Annotated in this window: 11 protein-coding genes; 4 read left to right on the forward strand and 7 right to left on the reverse strand. The window is 74.3% G+C overall.

Annotated elements, in window-relative coordinates; all coding sequences use genetic code 11:
* The first annotated feature begins 147 nt into the window (after nucleotides 1–147).
* The gene (locus tag ACZ7MF_RS35165; protein WP_471482239.1) at nucleotides 148–858 is read left to right on the forward strand and encodes a thioesterase II family protein; all 711 of its coding nucleotides are present in this window, start codon (nucleotides 148–150) and stop codon (nucleotides 856–858) included.
* A 14-nt stretch (nucleotides 859–872) separates the two neighbouring features.
* On the opposite strand, the gene ACZ7MF_RS35170 is transcribed toward ACZ7MF_RS35165, so the two are convergent.
* Complete coding sequence (locus ACZ7MF_RS35170; RefSeq protein WP_471482240.1) at nucleotides 873–2,225, reverse strand: class II 3-deoxy-7-phosphoheptulonate synthase; 1,353 nt, start codon at nucleotides 2,223–2,225, stop codon at nucleotides 873–875.
* 212 nt (nucleotides 2,226–2,437) lie between these two features.
* Between ACZ7MF_RS35170 and ACZ7MF_RS35175 the strand changes: the two genes are divergently transcribed.
* Nucleotides 2,438–3,931 carry an anthranilate synthase component I family protein gene (locus ACZ7MF_RS35175; protein ID WP_471482241.1) on the forward strand — a complete coding sequence of 498 codons (1,494 nt, stop codon included), beginning with the start codon at nucleotides 2,438–2,440 and terminating at the stop codon, nucleotides 3,929–3,931.
* On the forward strand, nucleotides 3,928–4,512 hold the full coding sequence (locus ACZ7MF_RS35180; protein WP_471482242.1) for an anthranilate synthase component II: 585 nt from the start codon (nucleotides 3,928–3,930) through the stop codon (nucleotides 4,510–4,512). Before ACZ7MF_RS35175 ends, ACZ7MF_RS35180 begins: the two co-directional genes overlap by 4 nt.
* Here ACZ7MF_RS35180 and pdxR read toward each other — a convergent pair.
* Entirely contained in the window at nucleotides 4,502–5,884 is a 1,383-nt protein-coding gene (pdxR, locus tag ACZ7MF_RS35185; protein WP_471482243.1) for a MocR-like pyridoxine biosynthesis transcription factor PdxR, read from the reverse strand. The two genes, ACZ7MF_RS35180 and pdxR, sit on opposite strands and share 11 nt — an antisense overlap.
* A 124-nt stretch (nucleotides 5,885–6,008) precedes the next feature.
* On the opposite strand from pdxR, the gene trpD reads away from it, so the two are divergent.
* Nucleotides 6,009–7,130: an anthranilate phosphoribosyltransferase gene (gene trpD / locus ACZ7MF_RS35190; RefSeq protein ID WP_471482244.1), complete on the forward strand. Its 1,122-nt coding sequence runs from the start codon at nucleotides 6,009–6,011 to the stop codon at nucleotides 7,128–7,130.
* Between the two features lie 92 nt (nucleotides 7,131–7,222).
* Here trpD and trpC read toward each other — a convergent pair whose 3' ends face one another.
* From trpC to ACZ7MF_RS35215, 5 genes are all read right to left on the reverse strand, one after another.
* Nucleotides 7,223–7,993, reverse strand: a complete 771-nt coding sequence (trpC, locus tag ACZ7MF_RS35195) for an indole-3-glycerol phosphate synthase TrpC (protein WP_471482245.1) — start codon at nucleotides 7,991–7,993, stop codon at nucleotides 7,223–7,225.
* Between the two features lie 85 nt (nucleotides 7,994–8,078).
* A complete protein-coding gene (locus ACZ7MF_RS35200; RefSeq protein WP_388513323.1) occupies nucleotides 8,079–9,029 on the reverse strand; it encodes a TauD/TfdA family dioxygenase in 951 nt (316 codons plus the stop codon).
* 1 nt (nucleotide 9,030) lies between these two features.
* Nucleotides 9,031–10,278, reverse strand: coding sequence for a cytochrome P450 (locus ACZ7MF_RS35205; protein ID WP_471482246.1), 1,248 nt, complete (start codon nucleotides 10,276–10,278; stop codon nucleotides 9,031–9,033).
* Between the two features lie 26 nt (nucleotides 10,279–10,304).
* Nucleotides 10,305–11,183 (reverse strand): ABC transporter permease, encoded by an 879-nt coding sequence (locus ACZ7MF_RS35210; protein ID WP_471482247.1) that lies wholly within the window; start codon nucleotides 11,181–11,183, stop codon nucleotides 10,305–10,307.
* Nucleotides 11,180–22,546: an amino acid adenylation domain-containing protein gene (locus ACZ7MF_RS35215; RefSeq protein WP_471482248.1), complete on the reverse strand. Its 11,367-nt coding sequence runs from the start codon at nucleotides 22,544–22,546 to the stop codon at nucleotides 11,180–11,182. The genes ACZ7MF_RS35210 and ACZ7MF_RS35215 overlap by 4 nt, the downstream gene beginning before the upstream one ends.
* Nucleotides 22,547–22,608: the final 62 nt, after the last annotated feature.

Raw genomic sequence — 22,608 nt, forward strand, 5'->3', positions numbered from 1 at the left:
GGCGGGCCACCCTGACAGGCGGCTGACACCCCTGGCGGGGCCGCCCTGTCAGCGGGGCGTCAGCGCGGCCCGACAGCCTCGTCCGGGCACCGGTGGGTGCCGGCGCGAGTGACGACCCCTGGGGGCAGCATGTTGTGGACGCAGGTCGTGGAACCGAGACCCTTCGCCGAACGGCGCCTGGTGTGCTTTCCGCACGCCGGCGGCTCGCCCTACTTCTTCCGCGGCTGGGGCAAGGCGCTGCACGAGCTGGAGGTGCACGCGGTGTGCTATCCGGGGCGCGCCGAGCGGTTCGCGGAGCCGCCCGCCACCGCGATCGGGCCGGTGGCGGAGCAGATCGCGGCGGAGCTGCTGGCCGCCGACGACGCCCGCCCGCTCGCCCTCTTCGGCCACAGCATGGGGGCGACCGTCGCCTACGAGGTGGCCAGGGCCCTGGAGGCGGCGGGCTGCACCGTGGACCACCTCTACGCCTCCGGCGCCCGTGCCCCGCAGTTGCACGTTCCCGACGCCGCGGCGGCGGCCGCCTGGGACCAGGCCGCGGTCGTGCGGACGCTGCTCGAACTGGGCGGCACCGACCCGGAGCTGCTGGGCAATCCGGCGTTCCTGGACCTGGTGGTGCCCTACATCGGGGCCGACTTCCGGATGCTCTCGGCCTACGGGCGCGGTCCCGCGGAGCCGCTGTCCTGCCCGGTCACGGCGCTGGTGGGCACCGAGGACCCCCGGGTGAGCGTGGCGCAGACGGCGGCCTGGCGGGAGGTCACCCGGGGGCCGTTCCGGTTGCGGACGCCGCCCGGGGAGCACTTCTACCTGGAGCAGGACCCGCCGTACGACGTGGTGGCCGGGGCGCGGCACGGCGGGTGACCGGCCGGCCGCGGTCACTGGTCGCGGTACATCTCCGCCAGCAGGAACGCCAGGTCCAGGGACTGCGTGTGGTTCAGTCGCGGGTCGCAGGCCGTCTCGTAGCGGGCCGGCAGGTCCTCGGCGAGGAGTTCGTCGCCCCCGCCGACGCACTCCGTGACGTCGTCGCCGGTCAACTCGACGTGGATGCCGCCCGGGTGGGTGCCCAGGGCGCGGTGGACCTCCACGAAGCCCCGTACCTCGTCGAGCACCGTCTCGAAGCGGCGGGTCTTGTGGCCGCTGGGCGCCGTGGTCGTGTTGCCGTGCATCGGGTCGCTGACCCAGCACACCTGGCCGCCCTCGGCGCCGGTCTTCTCGACGAGGACCGGCAGCACGTCGCGTACGCGGTCCGCTCCCGCCCGCACCACGAAGGTGAGGCGGCCCGGCTCGCGGTGCGGGTCGAGGCGGTCGATCAGCCTCAGGACGTCGTCGGCGCGGGTGGACGGGCCGAGTTTCACGGCGATCGGGTTGCTGATGCGGGAGAAGAACTCGACGTGTGCGCCGTCGGCCTGGCGGGTGCGCTCGCCGATCCACAGCAGGTGTCCGCTGCCCGCCCAGGACCGGCCGGTCGCCGGGTCGGTGCGGACGAGCGCCGCCTCGTAGTCGAGGAGCAGCCCTTCGTGGCTGACGTAGAACTCGGCGGTGCCCAGTTCCCCGGTGTCGATGCCGCAGGCGTGCATGAAGGCGAGGCTGCGGCCTATCTCGTCGGCGAGTGCCTCGTACCGTTCCCCGGCGCGTGAGCGGGCGACGAACCCGCGGTTCCAGGAGTGCACCTGGCTCAGGCCGGCGAAGCCGCCCGTGGTGAGGGCGCGTACCAGATCGAGCGTGCTCGCCGACGCCTCGTACATGGTGCGCAGGCGGACCGGGTCGGGGGTGCGGGCCGCGGCGGTGAACTCCAGGCCGTTGACCGCGTCGCCGCGGTACGAGGGCAGGGCCAGTGCGCCCTGCCGCTCGACCGGGCTGGAGCGCGGTTTGGCGTACTGGCCGGCCATCCTGCCGACCTTGACGACCGGCAGGGCGGTGGCGTGCGTGAGGACCACGGCCATCTGCAGCAGCGTCTTCAGCTTGCGGCGCACGGAGTCGGGGGTCACCTGCGCGAAGGTCTCGGCGCAGTCGCCGCCCTGCAACAGGATCGCCTCGCCGCGGGCGACGGCCGCCATGCGCCCCCGCAGCTCGGCGCACTGGCCGGCGGTGACCAGCGGTGCGGCGGCGGCGAGCCCGTCGGTGACGTCGCTGAGCGCGGCGGGGTCGGGCCAGTCGGGTTGCTGGGCGGCCGGGAACGTCCGGCGCAGATCGGCGAATTCGACGGTCCTTCTTTCCAGGACTTCCATGGCCGTGCCTTCCTCGAAGAGGGGCGAATGTGCGCCCACTACATATCCGCTCCGGCCGCCCGGTCAAGCAATTCAAGAATGGACCGCATCGGCCCCGCCGAATTGGTCTGGCCGCGTTCGCCGGGCTGTTGATTGACTCCTCCCGTCCATCACCTTCGATCGGCGGGGAGCTCGTCGTGAATGGAACGGAAACGGAAACCATTGATGTGCGGATGGCCTCCACCCGGCTGCCCCGGCACGAACCGCTCGCCCTCTACACCCGGCTGACCGGCGGCCGCCCCTCGGCGGACGTGTTCCTGCTGGAGAGTCCGGCCGGGAGCGGCGAGGACCGGCGCTCGGCCGTCGTCGGCGTGGGGCGGGTCGCCGAGATCCGGGTGTACGACTCGTATCTCGACATCGACGGCGTCCCGGCCGTGGCGGCGGCCCTCGCGCGCGCCGCCGGATCGGCGGGGCTCACGCGGGACGCGCCACCCGGCCCGGCGACCGGCCCGTTCCGGCTGCGCTTCACCGGCCAGGACATGCTGTGGGCGGCCCTCGGCCGGGCCCAGCGGGTCTTCACGCTGCGCGGTGACGTGCCCGAGGAGGGGTACGCGTTCGGGTTCCTGTCCTCGTTCGCGTACGAGTCCGCCTGGCACATGGAGACGCTGACCCCGCGGACCAAGGAGCCGCACGGCCCGGACATCACGCTCTCGCTCTTCCGCGACACCGTCCGGTACGACGTCGAGGGCGGCGCTCCCCGTCATCTGCGGGCCCACGGGGCCGGGTTCGCGGACGCGGGGCCGGCGGCCCGGGTCGCCGAGGCCGCCGCCGAGGCGGGGCGGGCCGCCGCCGTGGCGGCGCCGCCGGCACCCGCCCCCCGCTCCGTCCACGACAGTGTCGGCCGCGACACGTTCCTGGACCGGGCGGACCGCTGCCTGCGGCACATCGCGGTCGGCGACCTGTACCAGATCCAGATCGGGCACCGCATCGACGTGGCCACGGACCTGGAGCCGCTCGACGTCTACCGGCGGCTGCGCGCGCGGAACCCGTCGCCGTACATGTACCTGATGCCGAGGGCGGGCGGCATGCTCATCGGCGCCAGCCCGGAGCTGTTCTTCCGGATCGAGCCCGGCGGCCGGGCCGGGGACGAGATCGTGATGCGGCCCATCGCGGGCACCGCCCGGCGCGGCCCCGACGGCGAGGTCAACCGCCAACGCGTCAAGGAGATGCGGGAGTCCGTCAAGGAGCAGGCCGAGCACATCATGCTCGTCGACCTGTGCCGCAACGACATCGGCCGGATCAGCAGGCCCAGCACCCAGCCGGTGGACCGGCTCATGGACGTGGAGGCCTTCTCCCACGTCTTCCACCTGGTGTCGACGGTGTCCGGCCGGCTGGAGCCGGACGTGGACGTGTGGCAGGCGGTCCGCGCGACGTTCCCCGCCGGGACCATGACCGGGGCGCCCAAGGTCCGCGCCATGGAGATCATCGACGTCCTGGAGGGAGAACGCCGCGGCAGCTACGCGGGCGCGGTGGGGCTGATCGACGTCCGCGGCTGGTGCGAGCTGGCCCTGTGCATCCGCACGATCGAGTACGACGGCGCCACGTACTCCACGCAGAGCTCGGCCGGCCTGGTCGCCCAGTCGGATCCGGAGGCGGAGTGGCGGGAGACCCTGGCGAAGATGGGCGCGGCCTACTGGGCGCTGACCGGAGAGGAGTTGCTGCCGTGAGGGTTCTGCTGATCGACGCGTACGACAGCTTTGTCCACATCATCGACCAGTACCTGCGCACGCTCGGCGCGGAGACCCAGGTCGTCCGCTCACTGACCCGGACACCCGCCGCCCTGGCGGGGCTGGAGCCGGACGCCGTGGTGCTCGGGCCGGGCCCGGGGCACCCGGCCGACTCGGGGCACGTGGAGCTGGTGCACGAGTTCGCGGGGCGGGTGCCGCTGCTCGGCGTGTGTCTGGGGCACCAGGCCATCGGGCTCGCCTACGGCGGGCGGATCGAGGTGGCCGAGCAGGTGATGCACGGGCGGACCAGCACCGTGCGGCACGACGGGGCGGGGCTGTTCCAGGGGCTCGGGCACACGCTGGAGGCGACGCGGTACCACTCGCTGCTGGTCGCCGAGCCGCTGCCGGAGGAGTTGGTGACGACGGCCGTGGCCGCCGATCACGGCTGTGTGATGGGGCTGCGGCACCGGACGCTGCCCGTCGAAGGGGTGCAGTTCCACCCGGAGTCCGTGATGACGACGGGCGGGCTGGCCATGATGCACAACTTCCTGGAGTCGGCCGCCGCACCGGTCAGCCGATGACCGCGCCCAGCTCCGCGACGGCCTCCCCGATCCCCGTGCGCGGAAGCTGGGCATGCCCCACCACGAGCGCGGGCGCCCCCTGGCCCGGCCGCGCGTGGAACGCCGCCGCGCCCCGCACCAGGACGGAGCGGCCGAGCGCCCCCGCCACCAGCGCCGCCTCGTCGGTGTGCGGGGGCAGTTGGACGTACGCGTGCAGTCCCGCCGCAGGTCCCAGGAGCGTGGCGCCGGGCAGATGCCGGCGCACCGCCGTCCGAAGGACCTCCCGGCGCTCCCGGCACCGGGCGTTGAGGTGGCGCAGGTGCCGGTCGTACAGGCCGCTGCGCAGGAACTGCGCCAGCGCCAGCTGGGCCAGGCTGTCGGTGCCGAGGTCGTGCCGGGCGCGGGCGCGCAGCAGCGGGGTCAGGAGGGCGCGCGGTGCCGCGACCCAGCCCAGGCGCAGGCCGGGGGCGAGCGTCTTGCTGGCGGTGCCCGCGTAGACGACGTGGTCCGGGGCGAGCCGGCGCAGGGCGAGCGGCCGGGGCGTGCCGCGCTCGTACCAGAGGCCGCCGTCGTAGTCGTCCTCGACGATCCAGCCCCCGGTCTCCCGGGCCCAGGCGACGAGTTCCGCGCGGCGGCGCGCGGACAGGGTGACGCCGGTCGGGTACTGGTGGGCGGGTGTGACGAGCACCGCCCGTACCCCGGACGCCCGCACCGCCGCCACGTCGATGCCCTCCGCGTCGACCGGCAGCGGCACCGGCCGCAGTCCGCACTCGCGCACGAACCGGCGCTGGCGCGGATGCCCCGGGTTCTCCATGCCCAGGGCGTCCACGCCCAGTCCGGGCAGCGCCGCGCCGAGCAGGCCGAGGGTCTGGGCGAAGCCGGAGACGACCATGATCTGGTCCGGTGTGCTGGGCACTCCGCACACCCGCCCCAGGTAGTGGGCCAGTTCGGTGCGCAGGGCCGGTACTCCGGCGGGCGGCGGGTAGTCGTGGTCGGCCTGGTCGGCGGTCTCCAGGGCCCGCTGGTAGCAGGTGAGCCAGTCGCGGCGCGGAAAGTGCGGGAACGCGGGGGCGTTGGGGCGCAGGTCCCAGCGCACGTCCGGCACCCGGCCCTCCTCCAGCAGCGTCGGCAGGACCGGCGCGGGCCGCAGGTGCCGTACGACACGGGTGCCCGCGCCCTGCACCGCCTCCAGATAGCCCTCGGCGACGAGTTGTCCGTACGCCTCGACGACCACGCTGCGCGAGACGCCGAGGTCGTCGGCGAGGCTGCGGCTGGAGGGCAGCCGGCTGCCCGGGTGCAGCACTCCGGAAGCGACCTCGCTCTTGATGAACCGCTGGATCTGTGACGTGAGCGGGACCCCGGAGTCCCGGACGACGTTCATTGCCACCTGCATGCTGCTCGCATCCCTTTTCTGACCGGAGAACGGGGGAAGAACGGGGGGAGAACGGGGGTGAATTGGACCGCACGAAGGGCACGGAAGTGGTCTGGAAAGGGGCCGTCGGATTTCCCAGACTGCAATGGAAGCCATCACTCACGAGGAGGTCGCCGTGAACAACTGGCCCCAATTGCTGAACGCTTTGCTGGACCGCCGGGACCTGTCCACGTCCCAGACCGAATGGGCGATGGACGAGGCCATGTCCGGGGCGGCCGGCCCGGCCCGGCTCGCCGCCCTGATGATGGGCCTGCGGGCGAAGGGCGAGACCGCCGAGGAGATCGAGGGCCTGGCGCGCGGCATGCTCGGCCATGCGGTGCCGCTGACGGTGCCGGGGCGCTGCCTCGACATCGTGGGGACCGGCGGCGACGGCTCGCACAGCGTGAACATCTCCACGATGTCGGCGCTCGTGGCGGCCGGCGCCGGTGCCCGGGTCGTCAAGCACGGCAACCGCTCCGCGTCCTCGGCCTGCGGGTCGGCCGACGTGCTGGAGGAGCTGGGGGTGGCGCTCGACCTGCCGGCCGAGGCGGTGGGAGCGGTCGCCGAGGAGACCGGCATCACGTTCTGCTTCGCGCCGCTGTTCCACCCGGCGATGCGGCATGCCGCCGGGCCGCGCCGCGAGCTGGGCATCCGTACGGTGTTCAACGCCCTCGGCCCGCTGACCAATCCGGCACGGCCGGCGGCCCAGGCGATCGGGGTCGCCGATCCGGCGCTGGGCCCGCGCATCGCCGGAGTCCTCGCGCGGCGGGGCACGGACGCGCTGGTGTTCCGCGGGGACGACGGGATGGACGAGCTGACGGTCACCACTACCTCCACCGTGTGGTCGGTCACCGGCGGCGAGGTGCGCCGGGAGTCGTTCGACCCGCGGGACATCGGTGTCCCGCGGGCCGCCGCGCGAGCGCTGCGCGGCGGGGACCGGGCGTTCAACGCCCGGGTCGCCCGGGATGTCCTGGCCGGGGCGCGGGGGCCGGTCAGGGACGCGGTGCTGTTGTCCGCGGCGGCCGGGCTGGCCGCGTTCGACGGTGGCACCGGGCCGGTGACCGAACGCCTGGCGTCCGGTCTGGACCGTGCGGTGCGGGCCGTGGACTCGGGGGCGGCGGCGGGGGTGCTGGAGCGGTGGGTGACGGTCGCTGCGCGGCTGGGCGGGGGGCGGTTGAGCGTCTGCGGGGCTGGTGCCGGGGGCCGGGTGCCGGTCCGTCGTGGCTGATCGCGCAGTTCCCCGCGCCTCGGGGGCGCGGGGAACTGCGCGAGAACCGGGCACGGCCCGCACCCGGCCCCCGAACCGAGCCAGGCAGACGCTCAACCGCACAGCTGCCCGGCGTCGACCCCGCCGGTGACCAACGCCTCCCCCACCAGCACCGCGTCCGCGCCGAGCGCCCCGTACGCCGCCACGTCGGCGGCCGTCCGCACGCCCGACTCCGCCACCCGTACGACATCGGCCGGCAGGTGCGGAACGACCCGTGCGAACGTCGACCGGTCCACGGCCAGGGTGCGCAGATCACGCGCGTTGACGCCGATCACCCGCGCTCCGGCCGCCAGCGCGCGCTCGGCCTCCGCCTCGTCGTGGGTCTCCACCAACGGCGTGAGGCCGATCTCCGCGGCGAGTGCCGACAGGTCCGCCAGCAGCGGCTGTTCGAGCGCCGCCACGATCAGCAGCACCAGGTCCGCGCCGTGCGCCCGCGCCTCCCAGACCTGGTACGGGTCCACGACGAAGTCCTTGCGCAGCACGGGCAGGGCGACCTCGGCCCGCACCGCGTCCAGGTCGGCGAGGCTGCCGGCGAACCTGCGGCCCTCGGTGAGCACGCTGATCGCGGCCGCGCCGCCCCTCTCGTACGCGGCGGCGAGCGCGGCCGGGTCGTCGATCGGGGCGAGCGGGCCGCGGGAGGGACTCGCGCGTTTCACCTCGGCGACGATCCGGGGGTGCCCGTCCGCGGCCTTCAGCAGCGGCACGCAGTCCCTGCCCGGGCCGCGTGCCGCCGCCCGCCGTCTCAGTTCCGCCTCCGGTACCGCGCGCCGGCGCTCCGCGAGATCCTCGCGCGCCCCCGCCACGATGTCGTCGAGCACTGTCATCCGTACGCCCCCCTTGGTGTGTGCCGTGTCGGAGGGGCCCGGCACTTTCCGCCGGGCCCCTCCCGAACCGTCCGGTGCGCCCCGCTCAGGTCATCGAGACGACGACCTTGCGCGTACCGGTGAACGCCTGTCGGCCGTGCAGGACGGAGAGGTTGTCGACGATCATCAGGTCGCCCCGCTGCCAGGGCTCGGCCACCATGTGCTCGCGCTGCGCCGCGCGGACCTCGGCGAGGTCCCCGTCGGACAGGGGGGTGCCGTCGGCGTACGTCACCCAGTGCGGCAGGTCGTCGTAGGAGTCGGTCAGCGAGAGCAGCAGCTCCTCCTCGTCGTCGGGGAGGTTGGAGGGGTGCCACTGGTCGGCCTGGTTGAACCAGGTGTCGCGGCCGGTGCGCGGGTTCTTGCGGACGCCTGGCCGGTGCTGGGCGACCCGCAGGCCGCCGTCGGCCGTCCAGGCGAAGTCGGCGCCCGACTCGGTGAGGAACTCCTCGACGGCCGCCTTGTCGTCCGTCTCGAAGGTGTCCTGCCAGGACTTGCCGAGCCCGGCCCCGCCGTGCAGGTACTGGCGGTAGACCACGCCGCCGGCGAACCGCTCCCGCACGTCGGGGGAGAGCGCGCCGAGCAGGGCCTCGCCGTCGCAGACCGGGGTGGCGCCGCCGGTGTCGGGTGCGTCCAGGCAGCAGAAGTACAGGCGGTCGGGCCAGGCGCGGGCGTAGGACAGCTCGTTGTGCAGGGTGATGTCGTAGCGCGCCGGGTACTCGGTGGAGGTGAAGACGCCGTCGGAGAGTGTCTTGCGGGGGGTGTTGCCGCCGCGGTAGCTCTCGATCAGGTCGCTGCCGAAGCCGCTGACGGCGGCGTGGAACGCGGTGACGTCGGGGATCCGGGCACCGCGCAGCAGGACCACCCCGTACGAGTCGAGCAGGACCCGTGTCCGGCGGCGCACCTGCGCCCAGCCCTCCTCGTCCCAGGCGTCGGCCGGGGTCCCGGTGTGCAGGATCGCGAGCGTGGTGCCGCCCGTGGTCCGTGTCTCGTGCCGCATCTCAGCGAACCTCCTCGGGGGCCGGCTCCGCGCGCAGTGCGACGGGCAGGCCGCTGTAGCCCTGGATGAAGTTGGAGTAGAGGCGCTGCGGGGGGCCGAGCAGCGTGATGTCGGCGACCATGGCGCGCAGCGCCTCCACCATGGCGTTCACATGGACCCGGCCCAGGAAGGCGCCGAGGCAGAAGTGCGGGCCGTGGCCGAAGACCACGTGTTTGTTGGGGGTGCGGCCGACGTCGAAGGTGTACGGGTCGGTGAAGACGTCCTCGTCGAAGTTGGCGGAGGCGTTCCACAGGGTGACCACGTCGCCGGCCTTGATGGTCCGGTCCCCCAGCTCCACGTCGACCAGGGCGCGGCGTCCGAAGTGCATGGCGGGCGTCGTCCAGCGCAGGATCTCCTCCGTGGCCGCGTCCGAGGTGACCTCGCCGCTCTTGAGACGGCGCCACTGCTCGGGGTTCTCGGCCAGCGCGATCAGCCCGCCGATGATCGACATCCGGGTCGACTCGTCGCCGCCGAGGATGAGGCTGTAGCTGTTGAGGACGATCTCGTCGTCGGTGAGCGGCTTGCCGCCGATGGTGGCGGTGGCCAGGGTGCTCAGGACGTCGTCGCCCGGCTTGGCCCGTCGCTCGGCGGCGAGTTGGGAGATGTAGAGCAGGATCTCGTTGCGTGCGAGGAGCGATTCGAACTCGCTCTCCTCGGAACTGTGCCGCGACAGCGTCCGGGTGTTCCACTCGACCAGCTGCGGCCGGTCGGCGGCCGGGATGTCGAGCAGGTCGCCCATGGTGTGCATCGGGATGTGGTCGACGACGTCGGTGACGAAGTCGATCCGGTCCGACCGGACGGCGGTGCCGAGCAGTTCCCGCGTGTGCCGGTGCACGCCGTCCATGACGGGCGCGAGGACCCGCGGCGAGAAGGACTTCAGCATCAGGTTGCGGATCTCGCGGTGGCGCACTCCGTCGGTGACGGCGAGCATCTTGCCGGCGGCCGAGTCCCCGCCCTGGAGCAGGGTGGTGAGGACGGTTCCCTTCTCGGAGGTGAACCGCTTGTTGTCGCGGTAGACGGCGACCGCGTCCGCGTACCGGGAGATCACCCAGAACCCGGGGGTGGACGGGCCCGCCGGGTGCCGGTGCACGGGGCTCTCGGTGCGGAACCTGCGCCACATGGCGTGCTGGTCGACGTCGAGGAAGGTCTGCGGGTCGGTGAGGTCGAGCGAGGCGGGGGCGGGTGCCGCCGCGCGTGCTGTGACAGGCATGGTGGGTGTTCCTTACGGCTTCGGTCTCAGGGCTTTCGGAATCGGCGCAGGCTGAGCGCGAGGCAGGCCGCGAACAGCACTCCCAGGGTCACCGCGACCACGATCAGCGGATGCTCGCCGACGAAGCCGGGGCTCGTGGTGGCGGGGTTGCCCCACAGGTCGCGGCAGGCGGCGATGACGGCGCTGACCGGGTTCCACTCGGCGATCGGACGGATCGCGCCCGGCATGGTCTGCGGGGAGAGGAAGGCGCTGGACAGGAAGGGCAGCACGACGACGACGAACGGCGCGACGACGCTGATCGTCTCGATGCTGCGCAGGGTCATGGCGAGCAGCACGCCCAGCCAGAGCATCACGTACGTGAAGACCGCGACCAGGGCGAACCCGGCGAGCGTGGGCAGCGGCCCGGTGTGCGAGCGCCAGCCGAGCAGCAGCCCGGCGCCCGTGGTGACGGCGAGCGCCGCCAGGGCGACCAGGAAGTCCGCCGCGGTGTGTCCCAGCGGCACGGCCGACCGGCTGATCGGCAGCGAGCGGAACCGGTCGACGATGCCGCCCTGCAGGTCCATCGCCATGGACACGGCGGTCGGTCCCACACAGGCGAGCCCCACCTGGACGGCGCCTCCGGCGAAGACGTACTCGACGTAGCTTCCGCCGGCGGGCAGCGTGATGGCGTCCCGGAACAGGTACCCGAGCAGCACCATCGAGACGAGCGGGTTGAGTACGACGCCGATGGCCCGGCCGGGCCCCCGGCGCAGCCGCCTGAGCCTGCGTCCCAGCACGGCGAGGACCTCGGTGCCGAAGGTGCGGGCTCTGCCCGGCCGGGGCCCGTCGGGGAGGGGGTTCCCGAGCGGGTCCCGGCCGGGGGCGGGCGCCGCGGGGGACGGCGCCTTGGGGAGGGTGGTCGTCATGACGGGTTCCGTTCGGCCGTGGAGGTGCCCGTCGCCCGGTGCGGCACGTCCCGCGACGGCACGTCCCGCGACGGGGTGTGCAGCCGTTCCAGCCGCGCCGCGACCGCCCGGCCTATCTCGTCCAGCGGGCCGGGGCTGAGCATGTCGTCGTGGGCGCAGTCGACGTGGTGGGTGGTCACGGTGCCCCCGGTGTACGGGGCCCACAGGCGTTCCTTGTCCGTCTCCTCGCCCCAGGGGGAGCGGTCGGCCAGGAAGAGCTGCATGTCGCCGTCGTAACCGCGGGGCTCGTAGCGGGTGTTGAGGATCTGGTGGCGGGCCATCAGGTCCACCATGCGGGCCAGCCGCTGCTCTCCCATCCGGGCCAGCGCGCTGCCGTCGCGGCGCAGGGCGTCGACGATGTCCGCCGGGGTGAGGTCCCGGTCGCCGAACTCGTCGCGGCTGTGCCCGATGCCCTCCAGCAGCCAGGTGAGGCTGCCCTGGACGTCCCGCTCGTCGACCGCGCCGGTCCGTGGGTAGGAGTCGAGGTTGGCCAGCAGGCCCACCTCGTGTCCCGCGGCCCGCAGTTGCACCGCGATCTCGTAGGCGAGCAGTCCGCCGAACGACCAGCCGAGCAGGTGGTAGGGCCCCTCGGGCCGCACCTGGCGGATGAGGTCGATGTAGGCGGCGGCGTTCGCCTCGATGCTGTCGGGCAGCGGGGCGCCGTCGACGACGCTGGGCGACTGGATGCCGTAGACCGGGTGGTCCGCGCCGATGTACGGGGCCAGCGGCAGGTACGAGAGCGCGAGGCCGACTCCGCTGTGGACGCAGAAGACGGGCGGGCGCTCCCCGGTCGCCCGGATGCACAGCATCGGTGCGAACGTGTCCGCGTGGTCGAGGCTGTCGATCTCCTCGATCGCCTCGGCCGCGACGCGCATGGTGTCCCTGGGGGCGGGTGCCGTCGGTGGCCGCGCCGGTCCGGGTTCCGGCTCCGGGCGGAGCGCGGCGGCGAGCGCGGCGACGTTCTGGTGGGTGAACACGTCGGCGATGCTCAGCTCGAAGCCTGCCTTGCGGGCCCGGGCGACCAGGCGCAGCGACTTCATGCTGTCCATGGACCGGGTCTCGAAGAAGTTCTCCGCGGGGTCCACCGAGGCGGCCCCGACCACCTCCGCGACGATCTCGCAGAGCCGCGCCACGGCCGGGTCGGCCGGCTCGGCGGCCGGCCGTCCCGGTGCTCCGGCCGCGGCCTCCTCCGACGGGCCCGCGGGCCGTACCGGCGTGTTGTCGCCCCGGGTCACCTTCCGGCCGGAGCGCCACATCCGTGCCCCTGCCCCGCCCCACGGGTCGGCGACGAACCGCTCGGCCGTGGCACCGGCGCGGCCCGCGTAGGACCGGGCGACGGCCGCCCCCGCGAGATACAGCTCGCCCTCCTGGGCCGGACGCAGCGCCTCGTCCAGGACGTAGCCGTGGGCCGGCCAGCGGGCCGGGTCCGCCGGGAACGTCTTCGGTGCGGCCCATGCGGCGGGCGGTCGCTCCCGGGTGGCGAGGCCGGTCCCGGCGAGCAGCGCCCCGAACAGCCCCGCGTCGCCGGGCCGTCCGCCGTCGAGTGCCGCGACGACCCGGGCGGCGGCCGTGCGGTGCTCGACCACCGCGCCCGCCGTGCCGCCGCGGACCACGTACGCGGCCTGTCCGGGCCGCGCCGCGGCGGTCCCGGGCCGGTGTCCGGCATCGGCCGTACCGCGCAGTGCGGTGTGGTCGAGGACGACCACCGGTATGCCGGTGGACCGCAGCCGTCCCGCCATGCCCGTGGTCGTCAGGACGCAGACCGGGGAGACGTCCGCGAACAGGTCGCGGATCTGGGCGGCCGGTTCGTCCGCGGCCAGCGCCACGTACGCCGCGCCCGCCTTGAGGGCCGCGAGCACCGCGAGGGCCTGGTCGGCCGCCCGCGGCACGGCGAGGGCCACGGTGCGCTCGGGTCCGGCCCCGGCGACGACCAGGGTGTGGGCCAGCGCGTCGGCGCACCGGTCGAGTGCGGCGTACGACAGTGCCTGGGGTCCGCTGCCGGTGGCGACGGTGTCGGGCTGCTCGGCGACCAGGTCCGCGAACAGGTCGAGCAGGGTCACCTCGGGCAGCTCCCGGACGACCTCGGCGAAGTCCCGGGCCGGGTCGTCCGGGGCGTGGGACGGCTCCGTCGGCGCGTCCGGGCCCCCGGCGCCCTCGATCTCCAGGTCCGCGATCCGTACCCCGGGGTCGGCCACCGCGTCCCGCAGCAGCCGCGTGAACTGCCGCGCCAGACGCTCGGCGGTGTCCCTCGTGAACAGGTCCTTGCTGAAGGTCAGCAGTCCCCGCATGCCCTCGTCGTCGTAGGACGGCACCAGTTCGACGACGAGGTCGAGCTTGGCCTGCCGGGACGGCACGTACTCGGGGCGCGCGGTCAGTCCGGGCAGGGCGAGGTCGTTCACGCCGTCGTACTGCACCGTCAGCGACACCTGGAACAGCGGGTGCCGGTTCAGTCTGCGCGGCGGCCGCAGCGCCTCGACCACCTGGTCGAACGGGACGTCCTGGTGGGAGAAGGCGGCGAGGTCGGTCTCCCGGAGCCGTTCGAGCAGTTCCCGGAAGGTCGGGTCGCCGCCGGTGTCGCCGCGCAGGACCAGGGTGTTGAGGAACATGCCGACGACGTCCGAGAGCGCGTCGTCCGTGCGGCCCGCCACCGAGACGCCCACCGGGACGTCGGTGCCCGCGCCGTGCCGGGTCAGCAGGGCCGACAGCGCCGCCTGGAAGACGATGAACTCGGTCGTGCCGGTGGCGCGGGCGAGTTCCCCGATCGCCGACCGCAGGCCGGCGTCCACGTCGAACGGCACCGCGTCGCCCTCCCGCGAACCCCGCTCCGGGCGGGGGAAGTCGGTGGGCAGCGGGGTCTCGTCGGGCAGGCCCGCGAGCGCGTCGCGCCAGAAGTCGAGCTGTTCGGCGGCGAGGCCGTCCGGGTCGTCGGCGCCGAGCAGTTCGCGCTGCCAGACGGCGAAGTCGGCGTACTGGACGGGCAGCGGCTCCCAGTGCGGGGCGCGGCCCTCGCTCCTGGCCCGGTAGGCGGCGGTGAAGTCGTCGAGGAAGGGGCCCATCGACCAGCCGTCGAACGCGATGTGGTGGATCACGAACAGCAGCACGCACTCGTCCTGTGCCACCGGGAAGACCCGCACGCGCAGCGGCGTCTGTTCGGTGAGGTCGAACCCGCGGTCGGCTTCCGCGGCCACCGCCCCGGTCACCTCCTCGGGCGGCAGTGCCACCACCTTGACGGCGGGTGCGCCCGCGGCGGGGTCGAGGACGCGCAGCGACGGGACGCCGTCGGTGTCCGGCATGACGGTGCGCAGCACCTCGTGCCGCTCCGCGACGTCGCGCAGCGCGGACCGCAGGGCGTCCGTGTCCAGGTGCCCGGTGAGGCGGAAGGCGAGCACGGAGTTGAACGAGCCGTCCGCCGCGCCCTCCCTGCGGTTGAGGAACCACTGCCGCTGCTGGGTGTACGACGGCGGCCGCTCGGTTCCGGCGGGCGCGGGTGCCAGCGGCAGCCTGGCCCGGTCCGCCTGCTCCACGCGGGCGGCGAGGGCGACGACGGTGCGGGCCTCGAAGAGGACGCGGATGGGCAGTTCGGCGCCGAGGACGCCGCGGATCCGGCTGACCAGCCGCGTGGCGAGCAGCGAGTGCCCGCCGATCTCGAAGAAGTCGTCGTCGGCGTTGACCCGGTCGCGGCCGAGGATGTCGGCGAACAGGCCGCACAGGATCTCCTCGACGGGGGTGCGCGGGGCGCGTCCGCGCGCTCCGGATCCGAGGTCCGGGGCGGGCAGGGCGGTGCGGTCCAGCTTCCCGTTGGTGGTCAGCGGGAGCGCGTCCAGGGCGACGACGGCGGACGGCACCATGTAGTCGGGCAGTTCCCGGGCGAGCCGGTCGCGCAGCACACCTGCGTCCACCCCGGCTCCGGCTCCGGCGGCGACCACGTACGCCACCAGGCGCCGCTCCCCCGCCTCGTCCTCGCGCATCACCACGGCGGCCTGCTCGACCTCGGGCCCGGCCGTCAGCGCGGCGGAGATCTCCCCCAGTTCGATGCGGATGCCGCGCAGCTGCACCTGGTCGTCGGCGCGGTCCAGGTAGTCCAGCTCGCCGTCGGGCAGCCAGCGCACCAGGTCGCCGGTGCGGTACATGCGGCTGCCGGCCGGTCCGTACGGGTCCGGCACGAACCGCTGGGCGGTCGGTCCCGGCCTGCCGTGGTAGCCGCGGGCCAGTCCGCCGCCGACGTACAGCTCGCCGACGGAGCCGGCCGGTACGGGCCGCAGCGCGCGGTCCAGGACGTACACGCGGTGGGCGCTGGTCGGGCGGCCGATCGGCGGGCGGCCGGGGCCGGGGACGAGGGGGCCGCTGACGGTGCAGCCGACGACGGCCTCGGTGGGACCGTACCCGTTGAACATCCGTACGGAGCCCGCCCAGCGGTCGACGACCTGGGCGGGGACCGCCTCGCCGGTCACCACCATGCGCAGGTCCGCGGGCAGGGTGCTGTCCTCCGGGAGCGCCCCGACGACGACGGGCGGCAGGGCCGCCAGGTTGATACGGGCGTCGTTGATCAGGTCGACCAGGGGCCGGCCGGGGGTGCGGTGCTCCTCGTCGGCGATCACGAGCGTGCCGCCGTTGAGCAGCGCCAGCATGATGCCGAAGACCGACGCGTCGAAGCTGAAGGAGGCGAACTGGAGGACGCGCACGTCCTCGTCCAGCGCGAACCGCTCGGTGAGGCTGTCCGTCATCGCCATCAGCGCGCTGTGCGGCACGGTCACGCCCTTAGGCCGGCCGGTGGAGCCCGAGGTGTAGATCATGTACGCCGTGTGCTGCGGGTGCAGCGGTTCGTTCCGGTCCGCGTCGGTGAGGTCGGCGCCGGAGAGCCGGTCCAGCTCCGCCGCGGTGCCGGCCGAGTCCAGGACCAGGGGCCCGCCGGCGAGGTCCGCACGGTCCGGCAGCCCCGCCGGGCGGGCGGCGGTGGCGAGGTCGGTGAGCAGTGCCGCGGGGCGCGCGTCGCCGAGGAGGTGGCCGACGCGGTCGGCCGGGTAGTCGACGTCGACGGGCAGGAACACGGCTCCCGCCTTCAGCGCGGCCAGGGCCGCCACCACCAGCTCCGGGGAGCGCGGCAGCAGGACGGCCACGGGTTGTTCGGGGCGCACGCCGCGGGCCACGAGCAGCCGGGCGATCCGGTTGGCCCGGGTGTTCAGCTCGGTGTAGTCGAGGACCTTGTCGCCGAGGGAGACGGCGGGCTTGTCCGGGAAGCGGGCGGCCCACTTCTCGAAGGCGGCCGTGGCGAGCGCCGCGGGCTCGGGGCGGGCGGCCCCGGTTCCCGCCCAGTCGGCGGTGAGGCGGTGCCGCTCGTCGTCGTCGAGGGTGTCGAGGCGGCCGAGCGGGGCGCCCGGGTCGGCCACGAGGCGCTCCAGCACCCGCAGGAAGCGGCGTACGAATCCGTCCGTGCGCTCCTCGGTGAACACGTCGGGCCGGTACTGGGCCTCGACGCGCAACCGGCCCTCCGGACCCGGGAAGACGCCGACGGCCAGGGGGTACTCGGCGATGACGCGGGCGTTCCAGCCGAGCATGGCCGTTTTGGGGAGGTGCTCGCCGATGCGGTCGAGGGCGCCCGTCGGGTAGTTGTGGAAGCTGACGACGGTGTCGAACAGTTCGCCGACGCCGGCGCACTGCTGCACCTCGGCGAGGCCCAGGTGGTGGTGGGGTTCGAGGCCGAGCCCGCGGTCCTGGAGGTCGGTGAGGAGCGCCTCGAAGGGCTGCGCGGCGTCGAGCCGGGCGCGGACCGGCAGGGTGTGCAGGAACGCGCCGACCATCCGTTCCACCTCCCCCAGTTCGGCCGGCCGGCCGGAGACGACGGCGCCGAAGGTGACGTCCCGTCGTCCGGTGAGCGCGCCCAGGACCACGGCCCAGGCGCCCTGCATCACGGTGTTCATGGTGAGGCCGCGCTCGTGCGCCCAGGGGGTGAGCGCGGCGGTGACCTCGGCGGGCACGTCGGCCACGAGGGTCTCGGGCAGGACGCAGACGCGGTCGCGGTCGGCGGGGCCGAGCCGGGTCGCGCCGCCCGCTTCCCCGAGGTCCGCGAGTTCGGCGCGCCAGGCCTCGCGGGCGGCGTCCTTGTCCTGGGCCGCCGACCACTCCAGGTAGCGGTGGACGGGGGCCACCCGGGCGAGGGCGGTGGTGTCGGCGCCGTTGGACCACAGGGTGACCAGTTCCTCGGCAAGCACGGCGGACAGGGACCAGCCGTCGACCAGCAGGTGGTGCGTGGTCCACACGACCCGGTGCCGGTCCTCGGCGAACCGGTAGACGGTGAAGCGGGTCAGCGGGCCCCGGGTGACGTCGAAGCGGTGCAGCCACTCCTCGTCGGTGCGGCGGGCCGCCTCGGCGTCCACGTCGGCCGCGGCGACGTGGGTCAGGTCGACCTCGGTCCACGGCAGTTCCACGTGGTCGGGGATCAGCTGGACCGGGTGGCCGGTGTCGCGTTCGCGGAAGGCGGCCCGCAGGGCCGGGTACCGGTCGAGGAGCGCGACGGCGGCGGCCCGCAGCGCCCCGGTGTCCAGGGGGCCGCCGATGTCCATGACGACCTGGAGGGTGTACGCGTCCATGCCCTGGCGGTCGAACTCGGCCTGGAAGAGCAGTCCGCGCTGGAGCGGGGAGAGCGGCAGGATGTCGGTGACACCGCCCAGTTCGCTCTCGTAGGCGTCGATCTCCCGCTGGGCGACCTCGACGAGCGGGAAGTCCGAGGGGATGCGCCCGGTGGTGCCCGGCCGGCCGGCGTGTGCCACCAGGGTTTCCAGGGCGCGGAACCAGGTCTCGGCGAGGTCCCGTATGTCGGCCTCGTCGAGCAGGGCCGAGGCCCAGGTCCACTCGGCGACGAGCACGGGGCCCCGGGGCCGGTCCTCGGCGACGGCCACGAGTTCGACGGCCTGGCGCAGCGGGGTGCCCGGGGCCGCGGTCTGGCCGGCGCTGCCGGCCTGCATGGTCCAGTCGCCGCCGCTCGTGGTGAACCGGCCCAGGTAGTTGAAGGCGAGTTGCGGTACGGGGGTGCGGGCGAGGACGGCGGCGGTCTGCGGGTTGAGGTGGCTCAGCAGGCCGTGGCCGACACCGTGGTCGGGCAGGGCGCGCAGGGTGGTCTTGACCCGCCTGAGCGCGGTGGTGAGGGCGGGGCCGCCCTGCCACGCGTCGGCCCGGTCCAGTTCGCCCACGTCGAGAGCGACGGGGAAGACGCTGGTGAACCAGCCGACCGTGCGGGAGACGTCCAGGTCGCCCGCGATCTGCTCGCGGCCGTGTCCCTCCAGCTCGATCAGGGCGCGGGTGGCGCCGGCGGATCCGGTGCGGCAGTCCCGCTCGACGAGCGCGAGAGCGAGGCCCGTCAGGAGTACCTCGTTGATCTCGGCGTGGAGGGCGCCGGGCACCTGGGTGAGCAGGGCCGCCGTGTGCTCGGCCGGCAGTTCGACGCGCAGCCGGCCGGCGCTGCCGTGCACGTCCCGGGCCGGGTCCAGCGGCCGTTCGGTGAGCGACACGGACGGGCCGCTGGTCTGCTCGGTCCACAGCGGCAGTTCGGCCATGCGGTCCGCGGTGCGGGCCTCCTCGGACAGGGCCTTCGCCCAGCGGCGGTAGGAGGTCGGCACGGGGTCGAGCCGCGGCTCGCGGCCCTCGGCGACGGCCTCCCAGGCGGCCTGGAGGTCGGGCAGCAGAATCCGCCAGGACACGCCGTCGACGGCGAGGTGGTGAATGGCGACGAGCAGGGTGCGGGTGTCCTGCTCCGTCAGCAGCACGGCCTGGACGACCAGACCGTCCTCGGGGCGCAGCCGGGTGCGGGCCGCGGCCAGTTCCTCGGCCAGCCGGGCGGCCCGGTCGGCGCCCTCGGCGACGGTGGCGGTGGTGAGGACGTCGGACGCCGCGACGGCACCCGGGGGCGGGGTGGTCAGGGACCACAGGCCGGGTACCGGGGAGGTCAGGCGCAGGCGGAGCGTGTCGTGGCGGTCCAGGAGGGCCTGGAGCGCGCGCTCCAGGCGCGGCGCGTCCACCTCGGCGGGCACGGTCACGGCGAAGTGCTGCGCGAACTGGCGGGTCTCGTCGGGCAGGTGCGACACCAGTGCGCGCAACTGCTCCGCGACCGGGAGGAGTTCCACCTCCCCGATGCCGTCCTCCTCGGCTGCGGGCGCCGCCTGTACGGCGTGTACCGCGACGGCGGCGATGGCCGCCGGGGTGCGGTGCCGGAAGACGTCGCGGGCCGTGACCACCAGCCCCTCCTTGCGTGCCCTGCTGACCACCTGGAGGGAGCTGATGCTGTCGCCGCCGAGGGCGAAGAAGCTGTCCTCGGGGCAGACCTCGGGCAGCCCGAGGACCTCGGCCAGCACCTGGCACAGGACGCGCTCGGCGTCGGTGCCCGCGGCGCGGCCCCGCGCGGGTGCCCCGAAGTCGGGGGCCGGCAGGGACTTGCGGTCGACCTTGCCGTGCGCGGTCAGCGGCAGTTCGTCCAGGGCGACGAGGACGGTGGGCACCAGGGCGCCGGGCAGCCGCTGCGTCAGCAGGGCGCGGGCGGCCGCGGTGTCCGGGCGGGCGCCGTCCCCGACGACGTAGGCGACGAGCCGCTGCTGGCCGGCCGGGTCGGTGACGGCGGCGGCCACCGCGTCGGCGACGCCGGGCAGTGCGCGCACGGCCGTCTCGACCTCGCCGAGTTCGATGCGCTGTCCGCGGATCTTGACCTGGTGGTCGACGCGGCCGACGAAGGCGAGCTGTCCGTCGGGGCGCAGGACGACGTGGTCGCCGGTGCGGTACATGCGCGAGCCGTCGGCGGCGAACGGGTCGGGCAGGAACGTGGTGGCGGTGCGGCGCGGGTCGCCGAGGTAGCCCCGGCCGACTCCCCGGCCGGCGATGTACAGCTCGCCCTGCCCGCCGCGCGGCACCGGCCGCAGGTCCGGGCCGAGGACGTGCAGGCGGGTGTTGCGCAGCGGCCGGCCGATCGGTACGACGGGTGCGTCCAGGTCGCCGGTGGTGCGGACGTAGGCGTGGGTGACGTCGTCGGAGCACTCGGTGGGGCCGTAGAGGTTGGCCAGCGGGATCCGCGGGTAGCGGGCGAACCAGCGGCTGCACAGGTCGGCCGGAAGTGCCTCGCCGTTGGAGATCATCCAGCGCAGGGCGGGCAGTGCGGGTGCCTCGCCCGCCGCGTCCCAGACGTCGAGGGTGGCGCGCAGCAGCGACGGCACGACCTCGACGACGGTCAGCTCCTCGGCGCCGATGGCGGGGAACAGGGCGTCCGGGTCGGCGGCGTCGCCCCGGCCGAAGGCGCGGACCCGCCCGCCGACGAGCAGCGTCGTCAGGGTCTGCCAGACGGTGACGTCGAAGGTGACGGGTGCGTTGTGGACGAGCGTGTCGGCGCCGGTGAGCTCGAACTCCTCGATCTTGGCGAGGAGATGGTTGAGCATGCCGCCGCGCTGCACCATGGCGCCCTTGGGCTTGCCGGTGGAGCCGGAGGTGTAGATGACGTACGCGAGGTCGAGCGGGCCGCCGGTGACCGGGGCCAGCCGGTCGGCGGCGTCGGCGCTGCCGTCGAGGACGTGCACGGGCAGCGGGCCGGCGGGCGCGCCCGCGTCTTGCGCCGCCTCTCGCGCCGCATCCCGTGCCAGTTCGGCGTGCTCGTCCTGGGCGAGCAGGAATCCGGCGCCGCTGTCGCGCAGCAGTGCGGTCAGCCGGGCCGGCGGCGCCCCGGGGTCGAGGGGCACGAAGGCGCGTCCGGCGCCGAGGACGGCGAGTTCGGCGGTGACGAAGTCCCGGCCCGGCTCGCAGAGGATGGCCACGGGTCCCGCTCCGGTCAGGACACGGGAGAGGGCGGAGGCCCGGCCGACCAGCTCCGCGTAGCCGAGGCTGCCTCCGTCGTCGGTGACGGCCGCCGCGTGCGGCGTCCGCGCGGCGTGCTCCCGTACCCGCTCCACGACCCCTCGGTAGGGCGTCTCGCGGACGGGCCCGGTGAGCGCGGTGGTCAGGCCCGCCCGCTCGTCGGCGGTGAGCAGGCCGAGGCCGCCGAGCGGGGCGTCGGGCGCGGCCCGGAGGAAGGCCTCCAGGAAGGCGGTGAACCGGTCCAGGTGCAGGCGGACCTCGGCACGGTCGTAGCGTGCGGTGTTGCCGCTGAGGTCGATGGCGATGCCCTCCTCGCCCTTGTCGAAGACGGTGAACTCCAGGTCGTCGACGAGCCCCGTGGACGGAGTGTGGATGGTGGCCCGGCACGGGCCGATGACCGGCTTCCCGGGCTGCGGGAACATGTTGAGGAAGGGACCGAACGGCCGCCGGTCGTCGCTGGGAAGTCCCATGTCCCGGCGGATCCGGCTGACCCGGTGACGCTGGTGTCTGAGCGCCTGGGAGAACACCTCGTGCGTCGCCGCGAGCAGTTCGGCGCGCGTGCTGTCGCCGGACACGGTCAGGCGCAGGGGCAGCGTGTTGACGACCACGCCGGGGACGCGCTGCATCATTTCGCCGAGGCGCCCGGTCACCGGCAGGGCCAGCAGGACGTCCTCGGTGGCGGCGGTGCGCGCCGTGTAGGCGAAGAGGGCGGCGGCGAGCGTGGTCTGCCAGATCACCCGGGACTGCCAGGCGACCGTGCGCAGCAGCTCGGCCGTCGCCTCGGTGAGCACCGTCCCCTCCTGGTGGAAGGAGGCGGCGGGCTGGGCGTCCCGCGCGGCCAGGCTGATCAGTTCGGGGCCGTCACCCACCCGCTCCCGCCAGTACGCCGCGTCCCGCTCGCCCTTGGCCGAACCGGCCGACGCCGCCTGGGCCTGGACGAGTTCGGCGAGCGGGGGGAAGCGGCCCTCGTCGAGCGGGGTGCCGTCGAGCAGGGCGCCGTAGATCTCGGCGAGCCGCTGGAAGTAGATGACGTAGCTGAATCCGTCGGAGACGAGGTGGTGGGTGAGCAGGCAGAGGAAGGTGCGCTCCGGACCGAGCACGAACACGCTCAGCCTGAACAGCGGGCCGTGCCCCTCGGAGCCGTCGGCGTCGTCGTCGAGCGGGAAGGGCACGGCCAGGTCGTCGCGGATCGCCTGCCGCGCGGCCGCCGCGGGGTCGGGTGCGGCGCTGACGTCGGTGACGACCAGCGGCAGCGTTTCGATCGGTTCGACGAACTGGCGTGGTTCTCCGCCCTGTTCGTCGAACCGGGCGCGCAGGCACTCCGACTCGTCGACGAGCCGCGCGAGCGCGGTGCGCAGAAGGTCCCGGTTCAGTGGCCCGCGGATGTCCCAGTAGGCGGAGTTGTTGTAGATCGCGCCCCCGCCGGAGAGTTTCGCGTCGAACCAGATGTCCTTCTGGCCGGCGGTGAGCGGGAGGCCGACCGTCCGAACAGGTGTCATAGCAGTCCCCTAGCGAAGGTCACAGAAGTCATGCCGTGGATGGGTGGGTGGAGAGGTGGTGC

The organism is Streptomyces sp. NPDC111628, assembly GCF_055635195.1.

Excerpts from the sequence above, each read along its gene's own strand:
- ACZ7MF_RS35170 (WP_471482240.1), bottom strand. The coding sequence starts at position 2,225 with ATGGAAGTCCTGGAAAGAAGGACCGTCGAATTCGCCGATCTGCGCCGG.
- ACZ7MF_RS35175 (WP_471482241.1), top strand. The coding sequence starts at position 2,438 with ATGGCCTCCACCCGGCTGCCCCGGCACGAACCGCTCGCCCTCTACACC.
- pdxR (WP_471482243.1), bottom strand. The coding sequence starts at position 5,884 with ATGCAGGTGGCAATGAACGTCGTCCGGGACTCCGGGGTCCCGCTCACG.
- trpD (WP_471482244.1), top strand. The coding sequence starts at position 6,009 with ATGGAAGCCATCACTCACGAGGAGGTCGCCGTGAACAACTGGCCCCAA.
- trpC (WP_471482245.1), bottom strand. The coding sequence starts at position 7,993 with ATGACAGTGCTCGACGACATCGTGGCGGGGGCGCGCGAGGATCTCGCG.
- ACZ7MF_RS35200 (WP_388513323.1), bottom strand. The coding sequence starts at position 9,029 with ATGCGGCACGAGACACGGACCACGGGCGGCACCACGCTCGCGATCCTG.
- ACZ7MF_RS35205 (WP_471482246.1), bottom strand. The coding sequence starts at position 10,278 with ATGCCTGTCACAGCACGCGCGGCGGCACCCGCCCCCGCCTCGCTCGAC.
- ACZ7MF_RS35210 (WP_471482247.1), bottom strand. The coding sequence starts at position 11,183 with ATGACGACCACCCTCCCCAAGGCGCCGTCCCCCGCGGCGCCCGCCCCC.
- ACZ7MF_RS35215 (WP_471482248.1), bottom strand. The coding sequence starts at position 22,546 with ATGACACCTGTTCGGACGGTCGGCCTCCCGCTCACCGCCGGCCAGAAG.